The organism is Marinobacter sp. HL-58 (assembly GCF_001314605.1).
Taxonomy (GTDB): domain Bacteria; phylum Pseudomonadota; class Gammaproteobacteria; order Pseudomonadales; family Oleiphilaceae; genus Marinobacter.
The window spans coordinates 259,535-276,907 of sequence record NZ_LIHP01000016.1 but is presented as its reverse complement, the minus strand read 5'-3'; the positions used below and the strand labels follow the sequence as shown (position 1 = coordinate 276,907).

Below are 17,373 nucleotides of genomic sequence, written 5' to 3'. Positions count from 1 at the left end.
AGCTTTTGCTCTTTGCCGGGGGCTTGATGCTCCTGTCCGCGTCGGCGTGGACGGTCGAGGCGCGTGAGAGCAATGAGCCATTCCCCGGGCTGGCCGAGAAGGCGGTGGCACTTGAACGGCTTCACGGCCTGGTGATCGCCGTAGACGGAGAACCGGTGTTCGCAAGGGCAATCCGGGGGCCGGATCTGGATGAGCCGGTGAACATCAAGTCCCTTTCCAAGACGGTGCTCTCGGCCGTGGTCGGAATGGCCATTGACCGGGGTGTGTTTGAAAGCGCCGATCAGCCCATAACCGATATCCTGGATGTGCCGGCAACCGCCGATTCAAGGGTCAGTGAAGTAACCATTGGCCATCTGCTTTCCATGCAGGCGGGCCTGCAGCGCACCTCCGGGCGTTACTACGGGCAGTGGGTCAACAGCGACAACTGGGTAGAGTATGTTCTCAACCGCCCGTTCGTGGATGAGCCGGGCGGAGACATGCTGTATTCCACCGGAAGCTATCACCTGTTGTCGGCAGCGCTCACCGATCGCACCGGGCAAAGTACGCTGGCCATTGCCCGCGACTGGCTTGGCGACCCTCTGGATATCGAGATTCCCGCCTGGCTGACTGACCCTCAGGGCATCTATTTCGGGGGCAACGACATGCGCCTTTCTCCCATGGCCTTGCTGAAGATCGGGGAGCTCTATCGTAACGAGGGCGTTCACGCCGGGAAGCAGTTGATATCGCCCGAGTGGATCGAGTCGTCCTGGACGCAGCGGGGCCTCTCCCGTTACACAGATGATCGTTACGGATCGGCTGGTTTGTCACCGATCTGGCCGGGTACAGAGCCTATTACGGCCGTGGATTCGGTGGGCAGATGCTATACGTTGTGCCGGAACTCAGGATGACAGTGGTGATGACCGCCGACCCGCAACCGCCAGCCTCCCCCTCGTTCATGCGGCAACAGAATGCGCTGCTGGAAGAGTTTGTTATTCCCCGGTATCCGCCTGCCCCTGCTTCCTCGCCTCAAAATTCTCAAGCTCAACGTTAATGGCGTTGGTGGAGATCACGATCTCGTAAAGCGAAAACAGCAGCGACAGTGAAAGCAGTATCAGGCTCACGCCGAACGCTATGGCGCCTGCAAGCTGCGCCCCCAGAAACAGCACGAACATGGACACGGTGCACAGGAAGAAGCTCAATACCCCAAAGGCCTGCATGCGTTTGGTCAGGACGATACGTTTGCGCAGCATGCTGATCTGCCTTGCGATCAGTGCGTGGTCTTCCTCGGTATCCATCTGTTTGAGCTGGCGGATTAACTGGGCCAGTACCAGGAAACGATTGGTGTAGGCCAACAGTAACAGCGAAATGGCTGGAAACAGCAGGGCGGGGGTGGTCAGTGTCAACGTCTGCTCCTTGTACGGTATGGAGTCATTAATCGATTCCTGTCGCTACCAGTTGCCGCTGTTGATGCGCTGGCTACTGCGAACTGGCCGGTTATAGAGATAGACCCATGCAAGCCCATGTCGGGTCTGCATTCTCTTGCGCAGGTACAGGCTTGCCTTTCTTGCTCTCGGATTGAAATCTTCAAGTTCGTCCAGCATCGCCAGCAGCGGGCCGTTTACGGCGTAGACCTCCACGCTCACGCCTTCAGACGGCTTTGGCAGTGCGCCCGGGTAAGGGCCGAGATCATAAAGGGTCAGGCTGGTGAGGGTGTCGGAACCAATATAGCAGGCTTTTCCGAGCAGGTGGTGGTTCCCGAAGCCCTGTTTCAGAGTGCCGTATACCGCAACTACGTGTTTCATTGACTCTCTTTGGTACAAAAATCACGAGGGTGGCCCCTGAGTTTAAAGCGATGCCAGGGGGATAATCCAGCCGCACCGTGCCTCCAATCCATCAATGGCGCTTATCGCTGCCGATCAGAAAAATTCATTCGCGGAATACCCGAACCCTTTCCATACTCTGGTCACAACAAATATAACCACCAACGGGTAATCCAATATGGCAGAAAGACAAGAACTCGCGGGCTGGCGATGGGGCCCGTTTACTTTCCGGGTACCGTTTTATCACACCAGGCTATGTTGGTCGGAATTCCTGCAGGGGTTGCTGGTTTCAGCGGCGACGGGCCTGGCGCTGATTCCGGTGATGACGGCCTACTTCGGCCTGAGCTTTGAAGAAGCCGTCGCATTGTCCATGGTGCATGCCTTCCTGATTGCATCAGCCGTTATTATCTTCGGGGAACCCTATGCCGGCGGTTGGATAACACCCGCTTTGCCATTGATCCTGGCTTTCGTGATTGGTGGCTACGAAGACCCTTCCTCCCGTTTCCAGGCCATGACCGCGCTGACCCTGGTGTTCGCATCACTGGTGTTTCTTCTGGGTATAACCGGGTTGGGGCGACGATTCGTGATCTGGCTGCCGGATACCCTGAAAGCCGGCATTATTCTTGGCGCCTCGATTGCGGCATTGAAGCGGGTGTTTATTGATGATGCCGATCGCTTTCTTCTGGAACAGCCTATTGCCACTACGCTGGCCTGTGCTATCTGCCTGATTTTCACGTTCTCGGTGCCAATGCAGAAGCTGAAAGCCCGGAATCGCTTTTTCTTCATGCTCGGAGCGCTTGGATTGCTGCCTGGTTTCCTGATTGCTGCCATGGTGGGGCCGTTCGTGGGTGAGGTCAGCTTCGATATTCAGTGGGGCTTTGTGGTGCCACCCCTGGCCGAGGCGGTTGCCAAGGCATCGCCACTGGTCAATGGCTGGCCTTCCACGGAGATGGTTGCGCAGAGTGTGCCCCTGGCACTGATCGCCTACATCATCCTGTTCGGCGATATCGTCACCGGCAATGAAGTCTTGCGGGATGGCATGAAAACCCGCACCGACGAGCATATTGATATCAACCTCAACCGTACTCATTTCTCGCTGTCGATCCGAAATGCGCTCATGGGTATTGTTGCACCATTCTTCCCGACCCAGGGGGCTGTCTGGACAGGTGTCCATGTCATCGTCGTGCAGCGCTGGAAGCAGGGACCGAAAGCCATGGGCAGCCTTCACAGTGGTCTCGCGTCCTACTACCTCATGGGCCTGCCGTTCATCTACTTCCTGCTGCCATTGCTGACCGGTCTCAAGCCGTTGCTGGGCATTGCACTGTCGCTGACACTGGTGCTCACCGGCTTTGCCTGCGCCTACATAGCCATGTCCATTCCGAGGGATAATGCCTCAAGGGGTACCGTAGTGCTGATTGGCGCTGCACTGGCCTTCTTCGAACCCTGGATCGGGTTGCTGATCGGTGTGGTGGCGACACTGGTTATGGTGGGCTGGGACCGGAGCCCGGACCCCATACCTCACGACTGACACGCTGACGAGGGATGGCTTTCACCATCCCTCTGACGTTTTTGGTTGCGCCAGTGTCGTATTGGTTCAACCCGATAAACGCGAACAGGGTCACATTAGAGCTATCGACAACCCGCTAAGGGGGAGATAGCAATGGCCGTTAAATTCGAGCAAGTACTTCAGGATTACCCACACCAGCGGGCAGGCGCAGCACGCCAGCCCGACAGCGTCGATCAGACTGATCGACGCGTTCCCATCAATCTGCGCCAGTCCGGCCCCACACCAGTGGAGATGCTGATCTCCACGAGGGTGCGCAAGTCGCCATACTGGCACCTGTCCTACGAAGCCGGCTGCTGGCGGGCCTCCGTATACAATCGTATGTACCACCCCCGGGGTTATGTCCGGCCGGAGGACGGCGGCGCCATGGTGGAGTACGAGTCGCTGATCCATGATGTCACCATGTGGAATGTGGCCGTCGAGCGCCAGATTCAGGTGAAGGGCCCGGATGCCGAGCGTTTCGTGAACTATGTGATCACCCGGGACGCCACCAGGATCAAACCCATGCGGGGCAAGTACGTCATTCTGTGTAACGAAGAAGGCGGCATTCTCAATGACCCGGTGTTGTTGCGGGTTGCGGAGGATGAATTCTGGTTCTCGCTTTCCGACAGCGATCTGGAAATGTGGCTGAGGGGCGTCAATATCGGCATGGGCTTCAACGTCAGCATTGCAGAGATTGATGTGGCACCGGTGCAGATCCAGGGTCCGAAATCCGAAGCACTCATGGCCGATCTGTTTGGCGAGTGTGTGAGGGACATTCCCTATTACGGACTCATGGAAGGCCAGGTCGCCGGTCACGATGTCATTGTTTCCCAGACCGGGTTTACCGGTGAAAAGGGCTACGAGATCTACCTCAAGGATGCCACGAAATACGCCGAGGACCTCTGGTACACGGTGCTTGCGGCGGGAGAACCCCACAACCTGAAGGTGATTGCCCCTGCGCACCATCGCCGCATTGCCGCGGGTATTCTTTCCTGGGGCCAGGACGTGGACCAGGAAACCCTGCCGTTCCAGTGTGCCCTGGCTTACCAGGTGCCACGTAACAAAGAGGCGGATTACATCGGTAAGCAGGCGCTTGAAAAGGCCCGCGAACAGATTGATGCCGGCCGGCCCCCGTTCAGTCACATCATGGTGGGTATCCGTTTCGGTGGCGGTGAAGTAACCGACTACGCCAATGACTTCTGGCTGATCAGCGGCCCGGATGGCGGCGAGCCTGAAGGCTATGTGACATCCCCCTGGTATTCCCCGGAGCTGGAAACCAATATCGCGCTTGCTTATGTGCCATACGATTTGCGCAGTATCGGTACCCGTCTGACGGTTCACCTGCCAGTGGAATACGCCGCCCCGGACGGCACCACGGCTGTGGAGGCGGAAGTTGTGGAGGTTCCCTTCCGGCCGTCGGTCAATCCCAACGCACGGGAGCGTGCCCGGGCGAAGGGGATCGACTTCGCCGACTAGCAAAGCCGGCAGGGCGGGCGGCAATGACCGTCCGCCGCCTGCCTGATGATCACGGATTACACGGGTAGTAAGCGGGGGCTTGGTTTATGAAACTGGTGAGAGAGAAACAGGCGTACAGTCCCCACGACAAGGAGACCGCGGCAAAGCTTCACGCCCTCGTACGCTCCGCCTCCCTGGAAGCGACGCCGCGGCAGGTAATGACAACGGACGATTTGCCCGATCTGTTGCCTGGCGGCACCTGCGTTTATGTGCCGTTCCTGCCAAAGGGCCAGTTCAGTGAAACACTGGAAGCGTGTCGTCGTCTCCTGGAAATCGGGATGCAGCCGGTACCCCATGTCCCGGCCCGTATGGCGGAAAGCCGGGGGCAACTCCGGGACTGGCTTTCACAACTGGATGACAGCGGCGTTGACCGGTTGTTGCTGATCGCCGGCGACAGCGATGCGGTTGCCGGCCCTTTCCCCGACACCCTGGCGGTGCTGGAGTCCGGCCTTCTGGCCCAGTTCCGGTTCCACGGTATTGGTGTCGCCGCCCATCCGGACGGACACCCCATGGCCGATCGGGCCACCCTGCACCAGGCCCTGGGAATCAAACGGGAATACGCCCGCACAACGTCGACACGATTGTGGGTGGTGACCCAGTTTACCTTCGACGCCAATGTGGTGACGGATTGGCTGCAGAGCCTTGGTGACGTTCTGGAAGAAGTGCCTGTTTACATTGGTATGGCCGGGCCGACACGGGTGAAAACCCTGATCGCCTACGCTGCCCAGTGTGGGGTGGGCGCCTCCGCACGCCTGATGCTGCGCCGGCCAGGAAGCGCCAGGATGCTGCGGGCCTGGACTCCGGAGGGCATGTTGCAGGCGCTCGTCCGGTACTGTCTGGACAACCCGGAAACCCTGTTGCGGGGTATTCATCTCTTCCCGTTTGGCGGGCTGCGCAAGTCCGCGCAATGGATTCAGGAACACAGCGGGTCCATTGAGGACCAGAAGGGGCAATGCCATGAGTCTTCGCTATAGTGAATCGCAATCCGTAACGCCAATGTCCGGCAACTGGCTGCCACCGGGAACGCCGGATATCGAGATTGCCCGGTCGGTTCAGCCACTGTCCATTCTGTTGCTGGCGCAGCAGCGATTCGGCCTGCCGGCCGAGAGCCTGGTGCCCTTCGGTCACTACAAGGCCAAACTGGACATGTCCTACGTGGACACTTCTGCAAGCGCCCCCCGGGGCAAACTGGTGCTGGTGACAGCAATCACCCCAACCCCGGCCGGAGAAGGTAAAACCACCACCAGCGTGGGGCTTAACGATGGCCTCAACCGTCTCGGTGTGCGTTCGTCCGTGTGCCTGCGGGAGCCGTCTCTGGGGCCGTGTTTCGGCATGAAGGGCGGTGCCGCCGGTGGTGGCCGTGCCCAGGTCATCCCCATGGAAGATATCAACCTGCATTTCAATGGTGACTTCCATGCCATCACCACGGCTCACAACCTGCTGGCATCGCTGATCGATAATCACATCCACTGGGGTAACGAGGCCGGCCTGGACACCCGTTATGTCAGTTGGCGGCGGGTTCTGGATATAACCGACCGTTCCCTGCGCAATATGGTTTCGGGCCTCGGCGGCGCCGCCCACGGTGTGCCCCGGGAAACCGGTTTCGACATTACCGTGTCCTCGGAAATCATGGCCATCCTGTGCCTGGCCGACGGTCGTGCAGACCTGAAGCAGCGCCTGGGCAATATCATCGTCGGCAGACGCTCTGATATGACGCCGGTCACCGTTCGGGATCTGGGCGTGGAAGGTTCGTTGACCGTATTATTGAAAGAAGCGCTGCAACCCAACCTGGTACAGAGCCTGGAGCATAATCCGGTATTTATTCATGGAGGGCCGTTTGCCAATATCGCTCACGGTTGTAATTCCGTGACCGCCACCCGCGCCGCTCTTGCCCTCAATGATGTTGTGATTACGGAGGCCGGCTTTGGTGCCGACCTGGGCGCGGAAAAGTTCATCGACATCAAGTGCCGGCACACCGGCCTGCGTCCGGACGCCGCGGTGGTTGTCTGCACCATCCGGGCTCTCAAGATGCAGGGCGGTGTCCCCCGCAGTCAGCTGGGTATTCCTGATCTGGCCGCATTGCGTGCCGGTGCCGCCAACCTCGAAAGACACATCTGCAATCTCAAGCAGTTCGGGCTGACCCCGGTGGTATGCATCAACCGGTTCCCGGACGACACCGAGGAGGAGCTGGCACTGGTCCAGTCCATCAGTGAAGAGCTGGGTGTGCGGGCGGTGCCCGCTGATCACTGGGCAAACGGGGGCGAGGGTGCCACGGAGCTGGCCCAGGCCGTGCTTGACCAGATGGATGAGGGCAAGCCGGAGATCCGGTTCCTCTACGAGGACAGTCTGCCGCTGGCAGACAAGATCCGCACCATTGCCACCCGTATCTACCATGCCGGAGGCGTGGAGTTCACAACAGCCGCCCGTAAACAGCTGGAGGAATACGAGAAACTGGGCTTTGGCCATCTGCCGGTCTGTATCGCCAAGACCCAGTACAGCTTCTCGGCGGACTCCTCACTGAAAGGGGCCCCGTCCGGCCATACGTTGCCAGTGAGGGAAGTGCGCCTCGCGGCGGGAGCCGGATTTGTGGTAGCCGTATGCGGCGATATCATGACCATGCCGGGGCTGCCGCGGCGCCCTGCAGCACTGGACATTGCCCTGGATGACAATGGACTGGTGGTGGGATTAACCTGAATGGGTGTCCTCGAAGATGCCGTAGGTCGGCTCGGTACGGGCGCGGCGCAATGCCTGTAAGGACGAGGATGCGAGAGAAGCCATGGTATCGGTTACCAGATCGCTTCCCGTCCCGGGGCCGCCGACTTCCACGCGCTCGTACTTCGGGGCCTTGCCCATGGTTTTACGGTAGCAGCGGCTGAAGTGTGTGGCGGAGACGAAACCACACATGGAGGCTATCTCCACGATTGAACAGGAAGTCTGCTTGAGCAGACGGCGTGCCCGGTTCAGGCGCACACGCAGGTAGTATCGCGAAGGTGTGCACCCCATGTGCTTCAGAAACAGCCGTTCCAGCTGCCGCCGGGATATTCCAGCCAGTGTTGCCAGTTCCCGGAGCTCGATCGGCTCCTCGATATTGGCCTCCATCAGCTGGGCGGCTTCCGCCAGCTTGGGTTGGGCACAGGCCAGCCTCGGATGCATGGGCATGGGCTGCTGTTCGCTTTCTTCCCGCACCCGGTCGCAGACAAACATGTGGGACACGGCATTACTGAGTTCCTGGCCGTGGCGCCGCGCCAGAAAGCTGAGCATCATATGCATGGGTACGGTACCACCGGTGCAGGTCATGCGTTCCCGTTCCAGGGTGAACAGACGGTTGTTGGTCTGCACGCGGGGGAAGCCTTCCTGCATGGCTTCCAGGCATTCCCAGTGGGCACTGCAGGAGTGGCCATCCAGCAAGCCGGCACTGGCCAGTACATAGGGCCCGGTGCAGACCGCCCCCAGCAGGACATGCCGTCGGGCCATCTGTTTCAGCCAGTTGACTTCGCTGCGGGAAAAACTTCGGGTGACATCGATGCCGGCTACCACAATCACCAGGTCAAAGGTGTGTTCCTCCTGAATGGAGGCGTCAGGGACCATAGTAATGCCGTCACTGGCGCGGGCATACTCGCCCGTCGCGGTGAGGAGTTTCCAGGAATAGAGTTCCGTGCCAGCCAGCTGGTTTGCCACCCGAAGGGGTTCAACCGCAGTGGCAAGCGCAATCAGTGTGAAATTTTCGATCAGCAGAAAGCCGACCCGATAGGGATTTTGAGCGGGCCTGTCTGTGTGCAGGCCTGTATCAGTGGCCATGATTAACCCCCTTGCCCCGCCCGGGCCTGTTGCGGTAGCCGCGCATAAATGATGCATATTGACTACTGCAACATGAACACTAGCTGTTGCACTTTGATAGTGCAATAAGTGATCAGTTCCATTGTGTGCTTCATTCTAAGGCGTTGGTGGGTCGGCCAATGGTCCACGTGCGACATCCTGTGTTTCAGGATGGTCCTTACGCGACGTCCCGGCCTGTCGTAAATCATCGTTCCCGTGTCGCCGGCAAGCACGCGTTCGGGCAGCGGTGGGGTTAGTGTGGAGGCAGATCCACCGGCTGGAGACAGCGCAGGAGTATGCAAAATGGCGATCAGTCTGTTTGAGCTGTTCAAGGTTGGCATTGGCCCTTCCAGCTCCCATACCGTGGGCCCGATGGTGGCGGCACGGCGGTTCGCAGGCTCTCTCGAAACAGAACGGTTGCTGGTATCGGTGACGCGGCTCAAGGTTTCTCTTTACGGCTCTCTCGGTGCCACTGGCAAGGGCCATGGCAGTGGCCCGGCCGTGATGATGGGGTTGGAAGGGGCGGAGGCCGCCAGAATTGATCCGGAGGCAATGCCGGCGCACCTGGAGCGCATCAGAAGCAGGGGCACGCTGTTACTGGCCGGAATGCACCCGGTTCCTTTCCGGGAATCCCGCGACCTTGTCAATTACCGCCGGAAATCCCTGCCGGAACACCCCAACGGCATGGTCTGTCAGGCGTTCGACGGGGAGGGACAGTGCCTGCTCAAGAAAACCTACTACTCGGTGGGTGGCGGCTTCGTGATGGATGGAACCACCGCAGGCACACCGATCATCCGTGAGGATGACAGTCCACAGCCATACCCGTTCAGCAGCGCCCGGGCTCTGTTGGCCCTTTGCCGGGAACATGAGCTGACCATCGCCGATATCATGCATGCCAACGAGCAGGCTTGGCGCACGCCGGATGAGATCCGCAGTGGCATTCTGGAACTCTGGCGGGTCATGCGGGAATGCGTACAGAACGGCATTCGCCACGAAGGGGTGTTGCCCGGTGGCCTCAAGGTCCGGCGACGGGCCGCCTCCCTGTATCGGTCGCTGATGGATAAACAGCGGGTGGATCTGATCTCACCGTCACTGAGTGCGCTGGACTGGGTCAATCTCTATGCCCTGGCCGTTAACGAGGAAAACGCGGCCGGGGGGCGGATTGTAACCGCTCCCACCAATGGCGCTGCGGGTATTATCCCGGCCGTGCTTCATTATTACCGGGAGTTCTGCCCCCAGGCGGATGAAGACGGCATCGAGCGTTTTATGCTGACCGCCGGGGCGATAGGCGTGCTGTTCAAGGAAAATGCGTCCATCTCCGGAGCTGAAGTCGGGTGCCAGGGCGAAGTCGGTTCAGCCTGTGCCATGGCGGCGGCCGGTCTTGCCGCTGCCACCGGCGGCTCGCCGGAACAGGTCGAGAATGCCGCTGAAATCGGCATGGAGCATCACCTGGGCATGACCTGTGATCCTATCGGGGGGCTGGTACAGATTCCCTGTATAGAGCGCAACGCCATGGCCTCGGTGAAGGCTATCGACGCCGCGGTCATGGCGCTGCGTGGTGACGGCAAGCATTACGTCTCCCTGGACAAGGTGCTATACACCATGCGTGAAACCGGCCGTGACATGCTGGACAAGTACAAGGAAACCGCAAGGGGAGGGCTTGCTGTCAACATCATCGAATGCTGACCGCCTGAGCCCATCAGGACTTGACTCTCTCATTGTCGGAATCGAATAGCGCCCGGTAACCCACGGCCTCGATGCGAATCGGATAATGCTCCTGGAAATATTCCAGGGTCAGTTCCCGCCCTTCCTGGGCGTACTCCACGGGGATGTAACCCAGAAGGATAATCTTGCCGACCGATGGCCCCCAGGCTGTGCTGGTGTTGTAGGAACGCCGGCCATGGCTGTCCACCAGCACTTCTCCGGTCTGTGGGTCCAGGATGGGCCACTGGCCGACGGGATAGCGAAGTACCCCGTTGGCATCCCGGTGGTCTGTCATGGTCATCGTGCACAGGTAGGCTGCCTGCTCTGGCCGGCTGCGCTGCTCCAGATAGGCGGCCTTGCCATGGAAATCGGCTTCCTTGACCTTGGGGCGCTGCAGCCCGGCTTCGTAGAGGTTGTATTCGGTTTCCAGGTCCACGTTCTGTAGCCGCAGGCTTTTTTCAAGGCGCCGGGTGTTGGCGTAGGTTTCGATACCCACCGGGGTGACGCCGGCGTCGTACAGCAGATCCCAGAGCCGCAGGCCGTAACTGAACGGGAAGTAAAGCTCCCAGCCCTGTTCGCCCACGTAGGAGATCCGGAAGGCCCAGACCGGCACGCCCTGGACATTCAGCTCCCGGGCGGTGGCAAAGGGAAAGTTTTCATGGGACAGCTCGTCAGGGTTGGTGACAAACCGCGCCAGGGTTTCCCGGGCTTTCGGCCCCCACAGTCCCAGGGTAGCCAGCTCATCGGTACGGTCCCGGAGCTGTATGTTGTCCAGGCCTTTCTCGCGGGCGATGCGGGTGATCCAGCAGTAGTCCCGGTGGCCGGTGTCGCCGCCGCAGACCACCCGGTAGTCCTTTTCGCCACGCCGGATGATGGTCAGGTCTGAGCGGACACCCCCGCGGCTGTCCAGGAAATGGGTGTAAACGCCCTTGCCATGGGGTGTGGTGCCGCCGACCCTGGCAACCGACAGGTATTCCAGCAGTGCTTCGGCGTCGTCGCCCGAGATGTCGAAAATGGCGAAGTGGGAGAGGTTTATCATGCCCACGGATTCGCTCATCTCCAGTTGCTCGGCGTTGGACACCTCCCAGAAATGCCGGGCGTCCCACTCGTGTTCCCGCACTGGTATGCGGTCGCGGTATTTTGCCAGCAGGGTGGATTCGTTGGCGGCATAGCCGTGGGCGCGCTCCCAGCCGGCGGCTTCCATGAAGTAGGCTCCCAGCTCCACCTCACGCAGGTAAAACGGGCTGGTGCGCATCTTGCGACCGGTCAGGTAGGGTTCCCGGGGGTGAACCGCCGGGGTGTAGATCTTCTTGGCGGTCTCGTAGCAGCGGTTATAGACATAATCCGGGGTTTTCTGCAGGGGGTAGTGACGGGCGATATCAATACTGTGGGGGTCCATCTCCGGGGACCCGTGGGTCATCCAGTCCGCCAGTACCTTGCCCGCGCCGGGGCCATCCTTGACCCAGACCGCTTCGCAGAACCAGAGGTTGCGTACTTCCGGGGATTCCCCCATCAGGGAGCCGCCATCGGGTGTGACCGACAGCAGGCCGTTGAAGGAGTGTTTTTCCTCCCAGCCCAGCTCCCCCAGGATCGGGGTCATTTCAATAGCCTTTTCGTAGGCATTCATGACCTGATCCAGCGACAGGTCCCGCATGGACGGTGACATCCGCGCGTCCTCGGGTTCGGCAATGGCGCCGGGGTAGACCAGCCTGGGGTTTTCGGCCTCGTAATAACCCCACTCGATGCGGCCACCCTCCGTGGTCGTCGGGTCGCCGGTATCCCGCACATAGGCGGAGTTACCCTGGTCACGGAACAGGGGGTAGACAATCTGCTTGCCGGTGCCAGTCAGCTCCTCATAGGGGCCGAAGAACAGCAGGGGATGCTCCAGGGGCATCAGTGGCAGCGGCGTATTGGCGGTTTTCGCCATCAGTGGCCCCCAGATGCCCATGGAGAGCACCACGTAGTCGGTTTCAATATAACCTTTGTGGGTTGCAACACCCCGCACCTGGCCGTCCCGGACATCGATACGGGTAGCGGGTGTGTAGGCAAAGGCCTGCAGCTTGCCGGTCGCCACGGCTTCCTCCACCAGGTCACCCGCCACCTTCTGCGACCGCGGCACCACCAGCCCGGCATCCGGGTCCCACATGGCGCCCTGTATCCGGCTTTCATCCACCAGGGGGAAGAGTTCCTTCGCCTGCTTTGGCGAGATCATGCTGACATTGGTGCCAAAGGCCTTTCCCGAGCCTACCTTGCGGCGAAGTTCGTCCATGCGTTCGTCGTCATCAATGCGCGCCACTTCCATGCCGCCGCATTTCACATAGTTTCCGCGCTTTTCGTAGAAGGCCTGGCTGTATTTCGTGGTGTAGATGTTGAGCTTGTCGTGGGAAGTGGTGAAGCAGAAATCCGAGGCGTGGGAGGTGGAACTGATATCCGACGGAATGGCGGATTTCTCCAGCCCGACGATGTCATCCCAGCCCAGTTCGATCAGGTGGTGGGCTACCGAGGACCCGACAATACCGCCCTGGCCAATGATCACGACTTTTGCACGTTTCGGTAGCTGTGCCATCTTGAACCCCCTTTACCCGCATTGAACGCCCGCGTGCGCCGCGGCACGGTCTTGATTCAATGTGGCCCTGATTGGCCGGGGGTGGTAAATCCAATACGACACCAAGGCGTCCAAAAACGGCAAAGGGCAGGTGGGATTCAATCGGTCTTCAGAGCTGCCTCAACCCTTCTCGACGCGGTTCAGAAAATCTCCAATATGTTCAAAGGCTTCTTCCGCTTCTGGCAAAAGATCCGGGAAAATATGCCATACGTGCACCATTCCTGGCCAGGTTTTCAGTTCCACCGGTGAGCCCGAGTCCCGGGCCTTGTTGGCATAACGGCGGGCGTTATCCAGCAGCATCTCCGAATCGCTGGCATGGATCAGGGTGGGGGGCAGGTTTTCAAGGCTGCCTCGCAGCGGGGAGGCCAGCGGACTGGATGGCGACAGGCGCATGCCGAAGAAACTCAGCCACCAGAGTACCGGCAGCGGTACCCGCATCAGGCTGCCAAAGGTAGGGCCGAGCAGAGGATCGGTCTTGATATTGAGGCGGTTGCTGGGGGCCGTCAGTGTCAGGTCGGTAGAGGGTGAAAGTGCGATTGCGGCATCCGCCTGTCGCAGACCCTGGTCGCGAATCCAGGCAATCAGTACCAGGGTGTGACTGCCACCGGCGGAATCCCCGGCGACCACCAGGAATTCGGCTGGCTCCGGGCCGTCGGGGCCATGCTCCAGTATCCACTGGTAGGCTTGCTGGCAGTCCCGCAGCCCTTCACGGTAGCGATTCTCCGGCAATAGCCGGTAATCCACTGCAAATACAGCGGCATTGGCGACCTTCGACAGCCTGTCGGTGATGGTGCGGTGGCTGCGGGGGCTGCCTGATACCCAGGCTCCACCGTGAATGTAGAGAATCCGTCGCCGTGTGTTCACCCCCGGTGCCAGAACCCACTCCCCATTCGGGGCATTGGCCCCGGACGGGCGAAATTCCGAAACAAACTCCCGGCCTTCGCTGAGCCCGTCCATGTGCTTGCGAAGTGCCATCAGCCGGGCCTTGCCTTTCAGTCCCCTGGCGGAACGGCCCATGTCTTTTATGGTTTCCAGTACCTGGTTGTGGCCAGGGCTGGGGGTGTAGTTCTGCTTCGGCATGTCATCCCGGTCGAGGTGGGCCAGGTTTTCACCCCGAAGCAACAGAAGCGTTATGAGTACGATAGAAAGGAGTAATACCAGTACAAACCAGATCATGAATCAGCCTTTTGGCAACCGACGTCTTGTGTTAGCCGAGTTTTCGCCTATTTGGTACTCAAAGTAAACACTTGAAATCAGGCAGGTTCGCAGGCTTCGGTAATAACCCGGTTACGGCCTGCTGTCTTGGCGCGGTAGAGCATGGCGTCGGCACGATTGATGGCATCATCGGCGCCCTTGCCGGGAACATACTCGGCGATGCCCACAGTCACTGTTACCGGTATTCCGGCAATAGGCTCCCGCTCGATCGCCCGGCGGCAACGTTCAGCCGCATGACGGGCGGCGCGGAGGTCAACGCCCGGTGTCGCCACGAGGAATTCATCACCGCCCCATCGTGCCGCCAGGTCCACCTCCCGTACGGTGCTGGAAAGAATGTCTGCGAACTCGCGAATAACGGTATCGCCGGCTTTATGCCCGTGCTCATCATTGATGGCCTTGAAGTGGTCGATATCAATAAGAATGATGGTCAGGGGGCGTTGATAGCGGTCCGCCAGTGCTGCCTCGGCGGCCAGAAACCGGTCGGCACCACGCCGGTTTGACAGGCCGCACAGCGGGTCGGTATTGGCCCAGTGCTGGAGCGTTTCCGCCCGGGTAAAGGCGCCCCAGGTTCGCTCACGCAGGAAGGTTCCGGCGCTGGTCAGTGCCAGCAGCACGGCAAAGAACAGATGGATCCGCGCCAGGTAAACCCAGTTATGGCATTGCTCTGCCGCAGCGAGGAAACAGCCCAGGATTTCATGGGTTGCCAGTGCCCCGGAGAACAGAAACGTGGCTACCCCGGTAATCATGCCTCCCCGGAAACCGAGGGTGATGAAGCCACAGACAATCAGTATGCCTACTGCCCAGTAATGCCCGCCGGCCAGCAGCAACAGGTGCTCACCCAGCGGGTCACTGAACCGGAAGTGCCAGGCAAGACGGCTGAGTATCAGGGTGCCCACCGTGGCAACAAAAATGATCTCCATGGTTCTCAGGGAGGTAATCCTGCGCCAGAGGGCCATGCCCAGGCCCGCAAGAATTACGGCAAACAGGGGGTAGGCTATTGCAATGAATGGGTCGCCATTCTCCCGAAATGCCCAACTGAGCATGACAATGACAATAGTGAGCAGGATGACGCCCAGATAAATGCGCCGCCGATAGGTTTCAAGGCGGTTCAGTTCTGTACGAATGGCGTGGAGGTCATTCCCGGGTGCTGAGTCCATAGCGTTTATCAATCCGTTTATTGCGGGATTCCTCGTGATGCCCGCAGGGGAAGACAGAAAATAGTACGTTTTCACTACAGATACTAGCGCGCAAAGCGCTGTTAAAGCCAGTGGATCAGGTCAGGCCCGCTGGCGTTCACTTTCTTCCAGTATCTGGTGGATTTCAGTAGCCGAGAGTGTTTCCTTTGCCAGTACTGCTTCCGCCAGAGCTTCCAACTGCTGGCGATGGTCAGAAAGAAAATTCACGGTCGCTTTCTCGAGCTCGATCAGTTTTGCCTGTACCTCAATGTCGATCAGCTCCGCCATGTGCTCACTGTACTCCCGGGGCTGCCCCATCTCCCGGCCGAGGAAAACATGCTCCTCTCCGATTCCCAGGCCCAGCGGGCCGATTTTTTCACTCATGCCCCATTGTCCGAACATGCGCCGCAGAAGTTTGGTGGCTTCCTTGAGATCGTTCTGGGCGCCGGTGCTGACTTCTCCGTAAATCAGTTTTTCCGATGAACGGCCGCCGAGCATGACCTTGATACGGTCGGTCAGGTAGCTTTCGGTGTAGTTGTACCGGTCTTCCTTGGGCGTCTGTTCGGTAACCCCCATCGCCATGCCGTGGGGGATAATGGTTACTCGGGTGAGCGGGTCCGCCTTGGGCATGTAATAGGCCATGATAGCGTGCCCGCATTCGTGGTATGCCACCACTTCCTTTTCTTCCTGGGTCAGTTCGGCATCGCGTTCCTCACCCAGAACAATCCGGTCACGGGCGTGCTCGAAGCACTCGTTGTTAACCTTTTTCAGGTTCATTCTGGCGGCTGTAAGGGCCGCCTCGTTCACCAGATTTTTCAGGTCGGCACCGGCAAATCCGATGGTGCGGGCCGCGATTTCCGCCAGGTCGACATCACTGTCGAGGGGAACCTTTCTGACATGAACTTCGAGTATGGCCTTGCGGGCTTCCTTGTGGGGCCGGTCGAGGGTTACCTTGCGGTCGAAACGGCCGGGGCGCAGCAAGGCGCTGTCCAGTACATCCGGGCGGTTAGTGGCCGCCAGAACAACCACATTCTCATGGCCTTCAAAGCCGTCCATCTCCGTCAGGATCTGGTTGAGGGTCTGCTCTCGTTCATCGTGACCGCCGCCGAAGCCGGCGCCACGGGATCGCCCGATGGCATCCAGCTCATCAATAAAAATCAGCGCCGGGGCTTCCTTCCGGGCGGTGTCGAACATGTCGCGGACCCGCGCCGCCCCGACCCCAACGAACATTTCAATAAATTCGGATGCGCTGATGCTGAAAAACGGCACCTCGGCTTCGCCGGCGATGGCCTTGGCCAGCAGGGTCTTGCCTGTACCGGGCGGGCCTACCAGCAGGATGCCTGTGGGCATGTCTGCCCCCAGGGCCTTGTATTTTTCCGGATTTGTCAGGAAATCAATAATTTCTGTGATGTCGCGTTTCGCGGATTCAATCCCCGCCACGTCCGACAGCCTGGTTCTGGAAAACTGCTTCTCTACACGGCGGGCTTTTGACCGGTTGAAACCCAGTGCCCCGCCGCCTTGCATCATGCGTTTCTGGGCATAGGACCAGAACCAGAACATCAGCCCGAGGAACAGCAGCCAGGGCAGAACATTGCTCAACAGCTGTTGCCAGGCTGGCGGGTCCGCAGGTTTTGCACTGACGGTGACCGCATTGGATTCCAGAAGCGGTAACAGGTCAGGATCCTCGACAGGGGGGCGAATGCTGTGGAAGCGGAGGGAGTTGGAGCCTTCGGCCCAGGCCCTGCCTCCTTCTTCGGTCAACTGACCTTCGATGTGGTCTGCCCGGAGAGTGACTTCTTCCACATGGTTCTCAGCGACAGCTTCCTTGAACCGGGAATAGGGTAATTCAGTCACCGTCGGCTGCTGCCCGTCCTGGAGCCAGAAAAACATAAGAATGATTGCGGCGCTCAGCCATAAAAACGAGTATTGGGCAGGTACTTGCGGGGTCTGCGGCTGTTCTGGCTGCTGAGGCTTTTGTGTCTGGGTCATGGTGTTCCG

At 59.6% G+C, this 17,373-nt stretch carries 13 protein-coding genes; 6 read left to right on the top strand and 7 right to left on the bottom strand.

The window, feature by feature from the left end; genetic code table 11:
* The first annotated feature begins 26 nt into the window (after positions 1 to 26).
* Positions 27 to 887, top strand: coding sequence for a serine hydrolase (locus HLUCCO03_RS13725; RefSeq protein ID WP_292016724.1), 861 nt, complete (start codon positions 27 to 29; stop codon positions 885 to 887).
* An 81-nt stretch (positions 888 to 968) separates the two neighbouring features.
* Here the strand turns inward: HLUCCO03_RS13725 and HLUCCO03_RS13720 are convergent, their stop codons facing one another.
* Together HLUCCO03_RS13720 and HLUCCO03_RS13715 are read right to left on the bottom strand one after the other, a co-directional pair.
* Positions 969 to 1,382, bottom strand: a complete 414-nt coding sequence (locus HLUCCO03_RS13720) for a DUF2721 domain-containing protein (RefSeq protein WP_027831307.1) — start codon at positions 1,380 to 1,382, stop codon at positions 969 to 971.
* A gap of 45 nt (positions 1,383 to 1,427) precedes the next feature.
* Positions 1,428 to 1,781: a gamma-glutamylcyclotransferase gene (locus tag HLUCCO03_RS13715; protein WP_027831308.1), complete on the bottom strand. Its 354-nt coding sequence runs from the start codon at positions 1,779 to 1,781 to the stop codon at positions 1,428 to 1,430.
* Positions 1,782 to 1,977: 196 nt separating this feature from the next.
* Here HLUCCO03_RS13715 and HLUCCO03_RS13710 point away from each other — a divergent pair, with 196 nt between their 5' ends.
* The 4 genes from HLUCCO03_RS13710 to HLUCCO03_RS13695 all read left to right on the top strand — a co-directional run bounded on the left by HLUCCO03_RS13710 (position 1,978) and on the right by HLUCCO03_RS13695 (position 7,554).
* A complete protein-coding gene (locus HLUCCO03_RS13710; RefSeq protein ID WP_027831309.1) occupies positions 1,978 to 3,327 on the top strand; it encodes a hypothetical protein in 1,350 nt (449 codons plus the stop codon).
* Positions 3,328 to 3,459: 132 nt separating this feature from the next.
* On the top strand, positions 3,460 to 4,821 hold the full coding sequence (locus HLUCCO03_RS13705; protein WP_027831310.1) for a glycine cleavage T C-terminal barrel domain-containing protein: 1,362 nt from the start codon (positions 3,460 to 3,462) through the stop codon (positions 4,819 to 4,821).
* Positions 4,822 to 4,907: 86 nt separating this feature from the next.
* A complete protein-coding gene (locus tag HLUCCO03_RS13700; protein ID WP_027831311.1) occupies positions 4,908 to 5,834 on the top strand; it encodes a methylenetetrahydrofolate reductase in 927 nt (308 codons plus the stop codon).
* Positions 5,835 to 5,856: 22 nt separating this feature from the next.
* Positions 5,857 to 7,554 (top strand): formate--tetrahydrofolate ligase, encoded by a 1,698-nt coding sequence (locus HLUCCO03_RS13695; RefSeq protein WP_367142371.1) that lies wholly within the window; start codon positions 5,857 to 5,859, stop codon positions 7,552 to 7,554.
* Here the strand turns inward: HLUCCO03_RS13695 and HLUCCO03_RS13690 are convergent.
* Positions 7,546 to 8,658 (bottom strand): GlxA family transcriptional regulator, encoded by a 1,113-nt coding sequence (locus tag HLUCCO03_RS13690; RefSeq protein WP_051603796.1) that lies wholly within the window; start codon positions 8,656 to 8,658, stop codon positions 7,546 to 7,548. The genes HLUCCO03_RS13695 and HLUCCO03_RS13690 overlap by 9 nt on opposite strands.
* A 321-nt stretch (positions 8,659 to 8,979) precedes the next feature.
* Here HLUCCO03_RS13690 and HLUCCO03_RS13685 point away from each other — a divergent pair, with 321 nt between their 5' ends.
* Positions 8,980 to 10,362 carry an L-serine ammonia-lyase gene (locus HLUCCO03_RS13685; RefSeq protein WP_027831314.1) on the top strand — a complete coding sequence of 461 codons (1,383 nt, stop codon included), beginning with the start codon at positions 8,980 to 8,982 and terminating at the stop codon, positions 10,360 to 10,362.
* Positions 10,363 to 10,375: 13 nt separating this feature from the next.
* On the opposite strand, the gene HLUCCO03_RS13680 is transcribed toward HLUCCO03_RS13685, so the two are convergent.
* From HLUCCO03_RS13680 to ftsH, 4 genes are all read right to left on the bottom strand, one after another.
* Positions 10,376 to 12,946, bottom strand: a complete 2,571-nt coding sequence (locus HLUCCO03_RS13680; protein WP_027831315.1) for an FAD-dependent oxidoreductase — start codon at positions 12,944 to 12,946, stop codon at positions 10,376 to 10,378.
* Positions 12,947 to 13,105: 159 nt separating this feature from the next.
* Positions 13,106 to 14,161, bottom strand: a complete 1,056-nt coding sequence (locus tag HLUCCO03_RS13675) for an alpha/beta hydrolase (RefSeq protein WP_027831316.1) — start codon at positions 14,159 to 14,161, stop codon at positions 13,106 to 13,108.
* Positions 14,162 to 14,238: 77 nt separating this feature from the next.
* A complete protein-coding gene (locus HLUCCO03_RS13670) occupies positions 14,239 to 15,357 on the bottom strand; it encodes a diguanylate cyclase (RefSeq protein ID WP_036197342.1) in 1,119 nt (372 codons plus the stop codon).
* A gap of 120 nt (positions 15,358 to 15,477) precedes the next feature.
* On the bottom strand, positions 15,478 to 17,364 hold the full coding sequence (gene ftsH, locus HLUCCO03_RS13665; RefSeq protein ID WP_027831318.1) for an ATP-dependent zinc metalloprotease FtsH: 1,887 nt from the start codon (positions 17,362 to 17,364) through the stop codon (positions 15,478 to 15,480).
* Positions 17,365 to 17,373: the final 9 nt, after the last annotated feature.

Bases quoted from the DNA above. Each gene is read 5' to 3' on its own strand.
- HLUCCO03_RS13725 (WP_292016724.1), top strand. From the start codon at position 27: ATGCTCCTGTCCGCGTCGGCGTGGACGGTCGAGGCGCGTGAGAGCAAT.
- HLUCCO03_RS13715 (WP_027831308.1), bottom strand. From the start codon at position 1,781: ATGAAACACGTAGTTGCGGTATACGGCACTCTGAAACAGGGCTTCGGG.
- HLUCCO03_RS13710 (WP_027831309.1), top strand. From the start codon at position 1,978: ATGGCAGAAAGACAAGAACTCGCGGGCTGGCGATGGGGCCCGTTTACT.
- HLUCCO03_RS13705 (WP_027831310.1), top strand. From the start codon at position 3,460: ATGGCCGTTAAATTCGAGCAAGTACTTCAGGATTACCCACACCAGCGG.
- HLUCCO03_RS13700 (WP_027831311.1), top strand. From the start codon at position 4,908: ATGAAACTGGTGAGAGAGAAACAGGCGTACAGTCCCCACGACAAGGAG.
- HLUCCO03_RS13695 (WP_367142371.1), top strand. From the start codon at position 5,857: ATGTCCGGCAACTGGCTGCCACCGGGAACGCCGGATATCGAGATTGCC.
- HLUCCO03_RS13690 (WP_051603796.1), bottom strand. From the start codon at position 8,658: ATGGCCACTGATACAGGCCTGCACACAGACAGGCCCGCTCAAAATCCC.
- HLUCCO03_RS13685 (WP_027831314.1), top strand. From the start codon at position 8,980: ATGGCGATCAGTCTGTTTGAGCTGTTCAAGGTTGGCATTGGCCCTTCC.
- HLUCCO03_RS13680 (WP_027831315.1), bottom strand. From the start codon at position 12,946: ATGGCACAGCTACCGAAACGTGCAAAAGTCGTGATCATTGGCCAGGGC.
- HLUCCO03_RS13675 (WP_027831316.1), bottom strand. From the start codon at position 14,161: ATGATCTGGTTTGTACTGGTATTACTCCTTTCTATCGTACTCATAACG.
- HLUCCO03_RS13670 (WP_036197342.1), bottom strand. From the start codon at position 15,357: ATGGACTCAGCACCCGGGAATGACCTCCACGCCATTCGTACAGAACTG.
- ftsH (WP_027831318.1), bottom strand. From the start codon at position 17,364: ATGACCCAGACACAAAAGCCTCAGCAGCCAGAACAGCCGCAGACCCCG.